This window comes from Egibacter rhizosphaerae (genome assembly GCF_004322855.1).
In the GTDB taxonomy this organism is placed as follows: domain Bacteria; phylum Actinomycetota; class Nitriliruptoria; order Euzebyales; family Egibacteraceae; genus Egibacter; species Egibacter rhizosphaerae.
The window spans coordinates 3,605,013-3,617,288 of the sequence record NZ_CP036402.1 but is presented as its reverse complement, the minus strand read 5'-3'; the positions used below and the strand labels follow the sequence as shown (position 1 = coordinate 3,617,288).

Genomic DNA, 12,276 nt, shown 5'->3' with positions numbered 1-12,276 from the left:
CCGGGGTGCCAGTTCACTCCGTGACCTCGTTGAGGAGTTGCTGGATCTCGGCTTCGAGTTGTCTGATCTCGGTGTCGATCTCGTCGAGGGGCCGGGGTGGCTGGTATTTATAGAAGTGGCGGGTGAGGGGGATCTCGTAACCGATTTTGGTTTTGGTGTGGTCGATCCAGGCGTCGGGGACGTAGGGGCGGATCTCTGTTTCGAGGTGGTTGTCGATGGCGGTGCGGTGCTCGATGGTGTCCAGTCGGGCGGTGGGGTCGGCTTCGTAGCGGACCGGCCGCTGGGGGAGGGCGACGTTCTCTTGGTCGCGGAGTTCGGGGTCGGGTTCGGGGTCGCCTTTGCGGTTGGTGATGACCGGTGCGTGGGGGTCGCGGACGGCGAGGGCGTCCCACACCGCTTTGGTCTGCGGCTTGGTGAGCCCGGCGGCGGAGATCACCGGGGTGACGGCGGGTTCGAGGTCGGCGCGGTCGGTGGAGGTCAGGCCGGTGTGGTTGGCGAGCGCGCCTGCGAGGTCGTCGAGGATGTTGGGGTCGAGCTTGGCGAGCGGCTTGGCGGCCCGCAGGGCGGCCAGCGTGTGCTCGGTGACCTCCCAGCGCAGCCTGAGGGGTCGTTCGACGGTGATGCGCAGGAACCCGAGCGCTTCGTTGGGCAGGATCTTGGAGTGCTCGCCTTCTTCGAAGTCGCCGTAGATGCGGGTGATGTCGGCGATGTGGTCGGGGGAGAGTTCCTTGCGCTTCTCGCCGAGAGACTTGCGCATCTTGGTCCAGTAGTCGCGGGCGTCGATGAGCTGGACCTTGCCGCGCCGTTCGGGGCGTTTGCGGTTGGTGACCACCCAGAAGTAGGTGGAGATCCCGGTGTTGTAGAAGAGCTGGTCGGGCAGGGCGATGACGGCTTCGAGCCAGTCGCTTTCGATGATCCAGCGGCGGATCTCCGACTCGCCGGAGCCTGCGCTGCCCGTGAACAGCGGGGAGCCGTTGAACACGATCGCTAACCGGGAGCCGCCCTGCTCGGGGGGTTTCATCTTGGAGATCATGTGCTGCAAGAACAGGAAGCTGCCGTCGTTGATGCGCGGCAGCCCCGCCCCGAACCGGCCCGCGAACCCCTTCGACTCCGCCTCGTCCTTGATGGGCTTTTCGACCTTCTTCCACTCGACCCCGAACGGGGGGTTGGCGAGCATGTAATCGAAGGCCAGGCCACCGAAGGCGTCGTCGGAGAAGCTGTTGCCGAGCTGGATGCGGGAGGCGTCTTGGCCTTTGAGCATCATGTCCGAGCGGCAGATCGCGTAGGTCTCGGCGTTCAGTTCTTGTCCGTAGGCTTCCAGGTGCGCCTCGGGGTTGAGGTGGCGCAGGTGGTCCTCGGCGACCGACAGCATCCCCCCGGTTCCGCAGGCGGGGTCGAAGAGGGTGGACACGACGCCGGGGCGGGACAGGGCAGCGTCGTCCTCGCTGAAGAGCAGGTTGACCATCAGCCGGATGACCTCGCGGGGAGTGAAGTGCTCCCCGGCGGTTTCGTTGGACAGCTCGGAGAACCGGCGGATCAGCTCCTCGTACAGATAGCCCATCTCCAGGTTCGACACCCGCTCCGGGTGCAAGTCGATGTCGCAGAACCGTGACACCACCAGGTACAGCAGATCGGCGCGGTCGAGCCGGTCGATGTGGCCGGGCAGGTCGAACTTCTCCAGCACATCCTTGGCGGCCGGGGAGAACCCCAGCAGGTAGGCATGGAGCTGATCGGCGATGTTGGTCGGGTCGTCGAGGAGCTTGGGCAGGGTGAGCTTTGAGGTGTTGAAGAACCGCTCCCCGGCGGCCTGGCGCAGTAGCGGCTCGGTGTTCTCGACCTTCCCCGACAGTTGTTCGGCGCGTGCAAGGACTTGTTGCTTTGTGGGTTCCAGGACGCAGTCCAGACGGCGCAACACCACCATCGGCAGGATCACCCGCCCGTACTCGGACTGCTTGTAGTCGCCGCGCAGCAGGTCGGCGACCGACCAGATGAACGCTGCGTGGTTGTTGATGGTCTCGCTGTCTGCCAACTCTCCGCCCCTATGCGTGATGCGAGGGCCGCCCCCCGCCCCCGGAACGTTCACGCCCCATCCTCGCAAAGGTCCGTGACATGTGAAGAGGCAGGCCCTCCGGGCAAAGCGCGGTGCCCCAGAAGGCTCCGTCGCGGGTCCACCTGACGGTCCTGGGTGGCGTACACTGGCGTCAGCTCAAGAGAGGGCGGTCATCGGTACCTGGCTGGCCGCCCCGGCAACCCCAAACTCGCGTTCGGGTGCCCCAGGGGAAGAGCGGGCTTCGCACCATTCGGTGCGGGGCAAGGGCGAGATCACCCCTCGCTGCCGTTGGGTAGCGGGCGCGGGGTCTCCAGAGCCCGAGGAGGTCCCGGCGTGGGGTACTTCTCACCGGGCAATCACGTGCACTGGATCCAGGCCAAGCGGGCTATCGAGGACCGCGAGTCGTGGCGAGCGGTGTGGGTCTTCGAGGTCGGGGTGGACTTGTTGGTCGTCGGTGTCAACCCGTATGACCGCTTTGGACTGGCCTGCCTGTCGGACTGCATCCCTCTTCGGCTTCGCGAGCGGCTCGCGCTGACCGGCCGGCTGCCCGCCGAGCACACGCGGCGCTGGAGCTTGCTGGGCTACGGCAAGGCGCTCGTGTCGGTGCGCGGTCCCCTGCGCGCGGATGTCGGCGAGGACCTGCGGGCCACGGCGGTGGACTGGCACGCGCTTGACCAGTGGCGCGCGATCGCTGGCACCGGGTGCGACTCGCCGATCCGGCCCTGCGCCTGTCGTCCGGACATCGCCACGCGGCGACCCCCTGGGCCAGTCCACCCCTAGCCCTGCCCCTAGCTCACCCGCCAAGCGCTCACCCAACTGGAAAGGTATTTGTATGGACATCGGCACCCCACAGCAGCAGACCATCCGCAGGAGCGTGCTCACCACCATCGACCCGCCCGCGCTTGAACCGCTTCCGGAACACCCGCGCGACACCGCCGATGGGGAGGCGTCACAGCCCGCTGTGGAGGCACGGTGAGCGCCGAGCTTGCCACCCCGCGCGCGGGGGTCAAGTTCGCCAGCCTCGCAGTTGACCTCAAGGTCGGCGAGGGCCTGTTCGTGCCGTGGGGCCAGACCACGCCTTACCGCGCCGAGCAGCACGCGGTGTGCACCCTCCGGGGCCGCCACGCGGTGCCCGACCCCGAGTGCTCGTGTGGGTTCTACGCCACCGACACGCCCACCCAGCTCCTCGATCTACTGCGACCCTCGGTCTCCGCACTTGCGGGCATGGCACTGCTGGATGCCGAGTTCGGCGGCGTGGAACTGGCCGGACCCGACGGCATCCGGGCTGCTGAGCAGCGCGTGCTCGGCGCGGCCGTGCTGGCCTGGTGTCCGCTGTGCCCCCTCGACGAGGACCTGCCCGCCCCGCCCGCCGGCCTGTTCGCCGCCGACACCCGACTCCCGCGCGGGTTGCTCCAGGTCGTCGCGTTGTGCGAGGGCCATGCCGCGCTCAGCGCCGACGCGCGCGAGTTGTCGCTCGCTGACGTGTCCGGGCTGCTGCGCACCGAAGTCACCTGGGCAAGCCGCGCCGTTCACGAAGGGCTCTTGGGGCATATGGAACGCCGCTGGCTGACCCGGCCGCGTCGCGGTCCCGTCCTCGCTGACCGCGAAGTCCGCCACTTGAGGATGGGCCTGGTGGGGTTCGTCGCGATGTCCGCGCTGCGCCTCGACCCCGTACGCGGCGAGCTGTGGATTGACGCCACCGCCCCCGCCCCCCAACGCGCCTTGCGCGACGACGCGGTCGCGATCAAGAAACGCGTCGGCCCCGGCTACCAACTGCTCGTGCCCACCGATCGCACCGCCCACGTCGATCAACAACTCCACCACCACCAGCAGCAGCAGCAGGACGAGACGACTCCGCGATCACCACGAGAGCAACGGATCGAACGGGTCTGGGGACTTCGGCGTATGCCCCGCCTCGCCCGCACCCTCGGGGCCATCCCGGTGGGGGCGTGAGCCGCACCGGTTAGGATCCCCGGCGCACCCGAGACGGGAGCGAACTGGTGGACCTGCCCGACTTTCAGACGCTGATGCGCCCGGTCCTCGACGAGCACACCCATCACGACGAGGTGCGGCGCGCAGAACTACGCAACCGCCTGGCCGAGCGCTTCGACCTCTCCGACGAGCAACGCCACCTCATGTTGCCTAGCGGTCAGCTCCGCTACTTCGACAGTCGGGTCAACTGGGCGGTGACCTACCTCGTCAAGGCGGGCTGTCTCGAGCGCACCGGCCGTGGGGTGACCCGACTCACCGAGCGGGGCCAGCAAGTTCTCGGCGACAACCACGAGCGCATCGACCGCAGTGTGCTGCTCCAGTTCCCCGAGTTCGGCGAGTTCGTCGGCAGTACGAGCAAGGGCACCGACACCCCACCCGCGCCGTCCGGACCTGAGCACGCCCCCTCGACACCGAGCGAGACCGCGACGCCCGAAGAAGCGCTGCAAGCCGCCTGGGCCGAGCTGCAAGCCACCCTCGCCGACGACCTGCGTGAGCGGCTCACCCAAGTCGCCCCGGAGCAGTTCGAGCAGATCGTGGTGGACCTGCTGCTGGCCATGGGCTACGGGGGCTCGCGCACCGAAGCCGGGGAACGCCTGGGACGCGTGGCCGACGGCGGCATCGACGGCGTCATCCGCGAAGACCGCCTCGGCCTGGACGCCATCTACATCCAAGCCAAACGCTGGCAACCCCACCACGCCGTGGGCCGCCCCGACGTCCAAGCCTTCGTCGGCGCGCTCCAAGGCCGCCGCGCGAGCAAGGGCGTGTTCCTCACCACCGCGCGCTTCAGCGACGAAGCGCGCCGCTACGCCGCCGACATCGGCAACCACATCGTGCTGGTGGACGGCCAGCACCTCGCCCAACTCATGATCGAGCACCACGTCGGGGTCAGCACCCGCCACACCTACCCCGTCAAACGCATCGACGAGGACTTCTTCCTCGACCTCGAATAGTCCGAGGGCTCCGGACTTGCCCTCTCCGCTCGGGGTTAGAACTTGTCGCCGGGGCTGCGGTTGCGGTAGGCGTCCCGCGCCCGTTCGTCGGCAGCGGACGCGCCGTAGCGGGAGAGCATCTGCGGGGAACGCCAGCCCGCGAGGCGCATGAGGTCCTGCTCCTGTCCGCCGTTGGCCAGCCACTGGTGGGCGAAGGTGTGGCGAAACCGATGCGGGTTCAGGGGTTCGATGCCTGCCTCGGCGCACCGCCGCTTGAGCATCTGCGAGATCCCCGACGGGGTCATCGGACCTCGGTCCCCCAGCCACAGCCACGGCGTGTCGGCGGCCTTGTGCCGCGCGCGTGCGCGGAGGTAGCGATCCAGGGCCTGGGCGGTCTTGATCCCGAAGGGGGTGCTCCGCCCGCGTTTGCCTTTGCCGAGGACGTGGACCACGCGGTCGGTGAGGTCGAGATGGTCGAGTTCAAGGCCCGCGACTTCCCCGAGACGTGAGCCCGTGTCGTAGAAGAGGCGCAGGATCGCGGTGTCCCGACGTTCGGGGAACTGCTTGCCCTGGCAGGCCTTCAGCAAGGCCGCGAAGTGGTCATCGCTGACCACTGGGACGGGCTGCTCGGGCACGTGCGGGGCCTTGACCTTGGCCATGGGGCTGGCGTCGATCTCCTCCTCCTCCACCAGCCAGCGGAAGAACACGCCGAGACTCAGGTACCGTTGGCGTGCCGTCGCTGGCGAACGGTTGGAGAGCACGTGAGCGAGGAAGGCCTCGATGTCGGCCCGCCCCACCTCGGTGGCGTCGGGGTCGTCGAGGTACTCGGCGAGTTGGCGCACCGCGAGGCGGTAGGCCTCGATGGTCCGCTCGGAGCGGTTCGCGGCTCGCAGCGACAGCTCCCACGAGGAGAGGAGGCTGGTCAGGGCGCTTGCGCGGGCACTCATCTGAGCCTAGGTTATCCGCTCAGTGAGCGTTGTGCTAGCTCTCTGCGGACTGTTCCAGGGACGGAAGCCGCTCAACGGCGCGTAATCCGACGCCCCCGTAGCTCAGGGGATAGAGCACCGGTTTCCTAAACCGGGTGTCGCAGGTTCGAATCCTGCCGGGGGCACCGATCCACCACCGCGGCGCAGCCCCGATACCGCGGACCCGCGCCCCGTAACCCGGACGCGGAGAGCTTGCAAGGCGCACTCCTCGTCCGTTACAACACTGTTGCTGAAACCCCTTTCATCCATGGCGGCTCGAGCCGCGGTCCCAGCCGGATCCATCAGAGCCAGCCGGACGCTCGGAGCGTGAGCGCTCTCATGACGGCCAGCATCAGCGACGTCGCCACCCAGGCGGGCGTTTCGGTCGCCACGGTGAGCCGCGCCCTGCGGGGACTGCCGAACGTCGCGCCCTCCACCCGTGACCGGGTCCTCGACGCGGCGCGGGACCTCGACTACGTCGCCGACCCGAACGCGTCCCGGCTGGCCGCGGGCCGGACCCGCTCGGTGGGGATGGTCGTCCCGCTGTTCACGCAGTGGTTCTTCAGCCAGTGCGTCGCCGGGGCCGAGGGCGTCCTGGCCGCGGGAGGCTACGAGACACTGCTGTACAACATCGGCAGTCACGAGAGCCGGAGGCGCTTCCTCACCGAGTTGCCCTTCCGCAAGCGCGTGGACGGGATCGTGCTCGTGGACCTGCCCGTCTCCGAGGCGGAGATGGCGACCCTGTGCGAGGCCGGCGTGCCCATCGTCACCATCGGCCTGCGCACCGAGCAGGCGCCCTCGATCACGATCGACAACTACGGCGCCGCGTGCACCGCGACCCGCCACCTGGTGAACCTCGGTCACGAGCGGATCGGCATGATCTCGAACCTGCCCGACGACCCGAGGCACTTCCACGCCCCGGTCGACCGGCGCCGCGGGTACCAGGACGTACTCGCCGAGCACGATCTCGAGCTCCGCCCCGAGCTCGACGTCCCCGGCAACTTCTCGCTCGAAGGGGGCGCCGAGGCCATGGCGCAGCTGGTGGCGGTCGACCGCCCCCCGACGGCGGTGTTCGCGCAATCCGACGAGATGGCGATCGGGGCACTCAAGACGATCCACGACGCCGGACTCCGAGTGCCCGAGGACATCTCGATCCTGGGGTTCGACGACCACGACATGGCGGAGTTCGTCGGCCTCACCACGATCGCGCAGCCCGTCGTGCAACACGGCGAGCTGGCCGCGGAGCTCCTGCTGGAGCGCGCGGACCGACCCGACGCCGAGCCGACGCACGTGGAGGCGCCCACCAAACTCATCGTCCGCGACACCACGGCGCCTCGCCATCCGGCGCGACGCGACGGCCCCCACCGCCCGCGCCGTGCCCGACCCCTTGCGGGTCCACCGCGCGGCCTTCCATGATCTGTGGTCCACAATGTGGTCCGGCAACCACACGATCCCGGCAGCGCACAGCCAAGAGCCAACGACAGGGAGCGAGCACATGGCCACCGTCACCTTCGACGGCATCTGGAAGCGGTTCCCGGACGGCACGGAGGCCGTCAAGGAGCTGAACCTCAACATCGACGACGGCGAGTTCGTGATCCTCGTTGGCCCGTCGGGCTGCGGGAAGTCCACCGCGCTGCGGATGGTCGCCGGGCTCGAGGACATCAGCGAGGGCAAGATGCTCATCGGCGACCAGGTGGTCAACCACCTCACGCCGAAGGAGCGCGACATCGCGATGGTGTTCCAGAGCTACGCGCTCTACCCGCACATGTCCGTCGCCGAGAACATGGGGTTCGCGCTGAAGCTCGCCAAGATCCCCAAGGACGAGATCGAGCGGCGCGTGAACGAAGCCGCGGACATCCTCGGCCTCACCGAGTTCCTGCACCGCAAGCCGAAGGCCCTCTCCGGTGGGCAGCGCCAGCGGGTCGCGATGGGGCGCGCGATCGTCCGCAACCCGATGGCCTTCCTCATGGACGAGCCGCTGTCGAACCTCGACGCGAAGCTGCGCGTGCAGATGCGCGCCGAGATCGCGCAGCTGCAGCAGCGGCTCGGCGTCACGACGCTCTACGTCACCCACGACCAGGTCGAAGCCATGACGATGGGCGACCGGGTCGCGGTCCTCAAGCTCGGTGAGCTCCAGCAAGTGGACGCACCGCAGCAGCTCTACGACAACCCGCGCAACCTGTTCGTGGCCGGGTTCATCGGCTCCCCGTCGATGAACATCGCCGAGGGCCACCTCGAGCGAGGCGACGACGGCCCGCACGTGCAGGTCGGGTCGTTCAACATCCGTCTGCCCGACGCCGCGTTCGAGCGCTACCCGCGCCTCTCCGAGTACTTCGGTCACCGCCTCGCGGTGGGCATGCGGCCCGAGCACTTCATCCGCGAGGTCGACGAGCTGTCGGAGGACATGCGGTTCCGCGCCGAGGTCCGGCTCGTCGAGGCACTGGGCAGCGAGATGCTCATGCACTTCAAGACCGACTCGCGTCCCGTGATCAGCGAGGACATCAAGTCGGCGCTCGATGACGAGGACGCGTTCGCCGAGCTCGAGCGCACCGCTTCCGAGGGCCAGGACTTCACCGGCCGCTTCGACCCGAGCAATCCGCCCAAGCCGGGCGACACCGTCGAGCTGGGCTTCCGGGCCGACCAGATGCACTTCTTCGACTACGACTCGGGGCACGCCCTGCGTGAGGTGCGCGACTAGCGCATCGACGACGACCGTCGCGGGGTCACGGCCCCGCGACGGTCCTGCGGCACCGGCACCGAGGCAGGTGTCCGAGCCCGCAGGGCCATCGGGGCAACCGGCGATCCGGGCGTCGCGGTGGGGGACGCGTGACGCCCGAGGCCTCGACGAAACCGCTTTAGCCCTGACGGCCGTCCGGGTCGGCATTGGACACTTCTGACAAGTCGACCCCCGTATCGGTTTGGCCGTTGACGGGACTACGACCGCTGTGGTTGGCTGCAAGCGATTACAGCGGCGTGATCCGCCCGCGACGTGCGGACGCTCCGGAACGCGACGAGCACGCGGCTGTAACCGACGGCGAGGGGACGACGGTCGCCGGGCCCGCTGCGCGGCCCGGCCGGATGAGAGCGAGGGAACGATGGGGCGAAAGAGGACGATCATCCGCCTCGTGGGGCTCGTGGGCGCCTTGGCGTTGCTCGCCGCGGCATGCGGCGACCCGCCCGGGGAGGACCCCGACGACACCGAGGAGGCCGACGTCGAGGCCGATGATCCGCAGTTCACGTGGGCGGTGACCGGCGCGGACGCGGCGACGCACGAGGAGATCGCGGACCTGTGGAACGAGGAGAACCCCGACAACCAGGTGCAGTTGGAGTTGCTGCCTGCCGAGGCGGACGATCAGCGGGCGCAGATGTTCCAGGACCAGGTCACCGAGGAGGGCCGCTTCGACGTGCTGGGCCTGGACGTGATCTGGACCGGCGAGTTCGCCGACAACGACCTGATCGTGCCCTTGGAGGAGTACCGCGACGAGATCGAGGACGTGTCCATCCCCGGCGCGATCGAGTCCTCGGAGTGGCAGGGCGAGTTGTGGGCGATCCCCTACTCGACCAACTTCGGGTTCCTGTACTACCGCACCGACCTGGTCGACGAGCCGCCCGAGACGTGGGACGAGCTGTTCGACATGGTGCAACAGATCCAGGAAGAGGAGGACATCGGCGGCTACGCGGCCCAGGGCGACAGCTACGAGGGCTTTGTGGTCAACTACCTCGAGTTGTTCTGGGGCGCGGGCGGCGAGGTGTTCACCGAGGGCCAGGACGCCTCGGCGTTCCTGGAGGGCGACGCGGCCGAGACCGCCATCACCTGGCTGCAGGACGCCTTCGACGAGGAGGTCCTCGCGCCCGGGTTCAACACCGCGGTCGAGGACGACGCCCGCAACCTGTTCCAGGCCGGCGACGCGATCTTCATGCGCAACTGGCCCTACGCGGTGCCGCTGCTGGAAGGCCAGGAAGAAGACGACCCCAGCGAGGTCGAGGACGACTTCGACATCGCGCCCCTGCCCACCTTCGACGGTGAGGGCACCATGAGCACGCTGGGCGGGCTGAACAACGCCGTCTCAGCGCTGTCGGACAACCAGGACCAAGCCATCGAGTTCGTGCTCTGGCTGGCCACCAGCGACGAGGCGCAGAACATCCTCGCCGACATGCAGCCACCACCCACCATGGCCTCGATCTACGAGGAACGCGCCGACGACGAGCTCTACGGGCTACTCAACGAGATCCAAGAAGACGCCCGCGCCCGCCCACCGGTGCCCGGCTACAACTCGTTCTCGCTGGCGGCGCAGGACAACCTGCACCCGGTCTACACCGACGCCGGCGCCGACCCCACCGACGCCCTCCAAGCCGTCGACCAAGCCGCCGAAGAAGCCCTCGTCGAAGAGATCGACATCGAGGAGGAGGCCGAGGAGGCCGACGACCCCGACGACGAGGGCGAGGAGGGCGACGAGGACGACGAGGGCGACGACGAGAATGACGAGGACGGGTAGCCCACGATGGCCGCCACGTCGACGAGCGGTGCGGCAGGTCCCGACGCGGGGCCTGCCGCCTCGCCGGACGCCCCGCAGCAGGAGGGCCTGAGCGAACGGCAGCTCGCGAAGGTCTTCCTCGCACCCGCCATCGGCCTCATGCTCCTCCTCGGCTTGGGGCCGATTCTGTATGCACTGTTCGAGAGCCTGTTCACTCATCCCACGATCGTCGACCGGGGCGAGTTCGCCGGGATCGACGCGTACGTGGACCTGCTGACCGACGGGCGGTTCTGGGGCGCGGTCTGGACGACGCTCTCCTTCACGGCCGTCTCGGTCGCGATGGAGTTCGTCCTGGGCCTCGCGTTCGCGCTCCTCATGAACGCGGCGATCAAGGGCCGGGGCATCGTCCGCGCGACCATCCTGCTGCCCTGGGTGATCCCGACCGCGATCGCCGGGCAGATCTGGCTGTACCTGTTCCAGATCAACCCGGGCTACATCAACCAGTGGTTGGTGCTGGGGAACTTCGACTGGCTCGGCGGCGGGCAGAGCATGTTCTGGGCCGTCGTGCTCGCCGACGTCTGGAAGACCGCGCCGTTCGTGGGGCTGCTGCTGCTGGCGGGCCTGCAGACGATCCCGGGCGACCTCTACGAGGCGGCTCGGGTCGACGGGGCGACCTGGGCCCAGCGGTTCCGCAAGGTCACCCTCCCGCTGCTCAAGCCGGCGATCGTCGTGGCGCTGCTGTTCCGGTCGGTCGACGCCCTGCGGATGTTCGACCTCTCGGACATCATGACCGAGGGGCGCGTCGAGACCCTCTCGGTGCTCACACAGCGGCGGATCTTCACGGCCCCGGCCGCGGATGAGGCGAACGCGCTCAGCGCGCTGACGTTCGTGATCATCATGGGGCTCGGGCTGGTGTTCATCATGTGGCGTCGGCGCGACATCCTGGGGGAGGATCAGTGATGGCGGCCACCACCGAAACCGCGCCCCAGCCCACCTACACCAACCTCGGCGGCCGCGACCGCAAGGCGGCGTTCACGAACCTCGGCAAGGTCGCCGGGCTGGTCGTCCTCTTCGTCTGGTGCACCTTCCCCTTCGTCTGGATGGTGTCGACGAGCTTTCGGGGCTCCCAAGCGGGACGGGACACGAACATGTTCGCCGGCCCCTTCTCGACCGGCTCGTACGAGCGGGTGTTCGACGAGGGGTTCATGTGGAACCTCGGCAACTCGATCTTCGTCGCCGCGACCACCACCGTGGTGGCGATCGCGCTCGCCTCGCTCGCGGCCTACGCGATCGCCCGGCTACCGATCGCCTACAAGCTCGTCATCCTGTCCGGGACGCTCATCGCGACGGTGTTCCCGCCGGTGTCGCTGGTGCCGCCGCTCACCCTGATCTTCAACACGCTGGGGTGGCTGGGCACCTACCAGGCGATGATCATCCCGTACGTCTCGCTCACCCTGCCGCTGTCGATCTTCATCCTGACGACCTTCTTCGCGTCGATCCCCGGCGAGATGGAGGAGGCCGCGAAGGTCGACGGGGCCACGCCGTGGCAGGCGTTCCGCAAGGTGATCGTGCCGCTGGCGGCTCCCGGGGTGTTCGCCGCGGCCATCCTCGTGTTCGTCTACGCGGTGAACGAGTACCTCATCGCGCTCTCGCTCGTGTCGCAGAACCCCGCGCGCACGCCGGCGACCGTGGCGATCGCCACCCTGAGCCGCGAAGGCTTCGCGGACCCGATCGGGGAGATCGCCGCGGCCTGCACGATGGTGTCGATCCCGTTGATCATCGCGGCGCTGATTTTCCAGCGGCGCATCGTGGCCGGCCTGACGTCCGGCAGCGTGAAGGGCTGACCCGCCGGGCGGGCGATCCGA

At 68.6% G+C, this 12,276-nt stretch carries 11 protein-coding genes, 1 tRNA gene and 1 riboswitch; of the genes, 10 read left to right on the top strand and 2 right to left on the bottom strand.

The window, feature by feature from the left end; genetic code table 11:
• Positions 1 to 13 precede the first annotated feature (13 nt).
• A complete protein-coding gene (locus ER308_RS16595; RefSeq protein WP_205745678.1) occupies positions 14 to 2,029 on the bottom strand; it encodes a type I restriction-modification system subunit M in 2,016 nt (671 codons plus the stop codon).
• Positions 2,030 to 2,204: 175 nt separating this feature from the next.
• Positions 2,205 to 2,323: riboswitch (SAM riboswitch) on the top strand.
• A 60-nt stretch (positions 2,324 to 2,383) separates the two neighbouring features.
• Between ER308_RS16595 and ER308_RS16590 the strand changes: the two genes are divergently transcribed.
• Genes ER308_RS16590 through ER308_RS16580 form a run of 4 tightly spaced genes read left to right on the top strand, consistent with a single transcriptional unit; the run spans position 2,384 to position 4,992 of the window.
• Positions 2,384 to 2,830: a hypothetical protein gene (locus ER308_RS16590; protein ID WP_131156023.1), complete on the top strand. Its 447-nt coding sequence runs from the start codon at positions 2,384 to 2,386 to the stop codon at positions 2,828 to 2,830.
• Positions 2,831 to 2,882: 52 nt separating this feature from the next.
• The gene (locus ER308_RS21775; RefSeq protein ID WP_165492183.1) at positions 2,883 to 3,026 is read left to right on the top strand and encodes a hypothetical protein; all 144 of its coding nucleotides are present in this window, start codon (positions 2,883 to 2,885) and stop codon (positions 3,024 to 3,026) included.
• Positions 3,023 to 4,003: a hypothetical protein gene (locus tag ER308_RS16585; protein WP_131156022.1), complete on the top strand. Its 981-nt coding sequence runs from the start codon at positions 3,023 to 3,025 to the stop codon at positions 4,001 to 4,003. The genes ER308_RS21775 and ER308_RS16585 overlap by 4 nt, the downstream gene beginning before the upstream one ends.
• Positions 4,004 to 4,050: 47 nt before the next feature.
• The gene (locus tag ER308_RS16580) at positions 4,051 to 4,992 is read left to right on the top strand and encodes a restriction endonuclease (protein WP_131156021.1); all 942 of its coding nucleotides are present in this window, start codon (positions 4,051 to 4,053) and stop codon (positions 4,990 to 4,992) included.
• A 35-nt stretch (positions 4,993 to 5,027) separates the two neighbouring features.
• Here the strand turns inward: ER308_RS16580 and ER308_RS16575 are convergent, their stop codons facing one another.
• Positions 5,028 to 5,918 (bottom strand): tyrosine-type recombinase/integrase, encoded by an 891-nt coding sequence (locus ER308_RS16575; protein WP_131156020.1) that lies wholly within the window; start codon positions 5,916 to 5,918, stop codon positions 5,028 to 5,030.
• Positions 5,919 to 6,009: 91 nt separating this feature from the next.
• Between ER308_RS16575 and ER308_RS16570 the strand changes: the two genes are divergently transcribed.
• The 6 genes from ER308_RS16570 to ER308_RS16545 all read left to right on the top strand — a co-directional run bounded on the left by ER308_RS16570 (position 6,010) and on the right by ER308_RS16545 (position 12,255).
• A tRNA-Arg gene (locus tag ER308_RS16570) sits at positions 6,010 to 6,082 on the top strand.
• Between the two features lie 181 nt (positions 6,083 to 6,263).
• Positions 6,264 to 7,352 carry a LacI family DNA-binding transcriptional regulator gene (locus ER308_RS16565; protein WP_205745677.1) on the top strand — a complete coding sequence of 363 codons (1,089 nt, stop codon included), beginning with the start codon at positions 6,264 to 6,266 and terminating at the stop codon, positions 7,350 to 7,352.
• Positions 7,353 to 7,431: 79 nt separating this feature from the next.
• Positions 7,432 to 8,634 carry an ABC transporter ATP-binding protein gene (locus tag ER308_RS16560; RefSeq protein ID WP_131156019.1) on the top strand — a complete coding sequence of 401 codons (1,203 nt, stop codon included), beginning with the start codon at positions 7,432 to 7,434 and terminating at the stop codon, positions 8,632 to 8,634.
• Positions 8,635 to 9,031: 397 nt separating this feature from the next.
• Positions 9,032 to 10,432, top strand: coding sequence for an ABC transporter substrate-binding protein (locus tag ER308_RS16555; RefSeq protein ID WP_131156018.1), 1,401 nt, complete (start codon positions 9,032 to 9,034; stop codon positions 10,430 to 10,432).
• Between the two features lie 6 nt (positions 10,433 to 10,438).
• Positions 10,439 to 11,371, top strand: coding sequence for a carbohydrate ABC transporter permease (locus ER308_RS16550; protein ID WP_131156017.1), 933 nt, complete (start codon positions 10,439 to 10,441; stop codon positions 11,369 to 11,371).
• Positions 11,371 to 12,255, top strand: coding sequence for a carbohydrate ABC transporter permease (locus tag ER308_RS16545; protein WP_131156016.1), 885 nt, complete (start codon positions 11,371 to 11,373; stop codon positions 12,253 to 12,255). The genes ER308_RS16550 and ER308_RS16545 overlap by 1 nt, the downstream gene beginning before the upstream one ends.
• Positions 12,256 to 12,276: the final 21 nt, after the last annotated feature.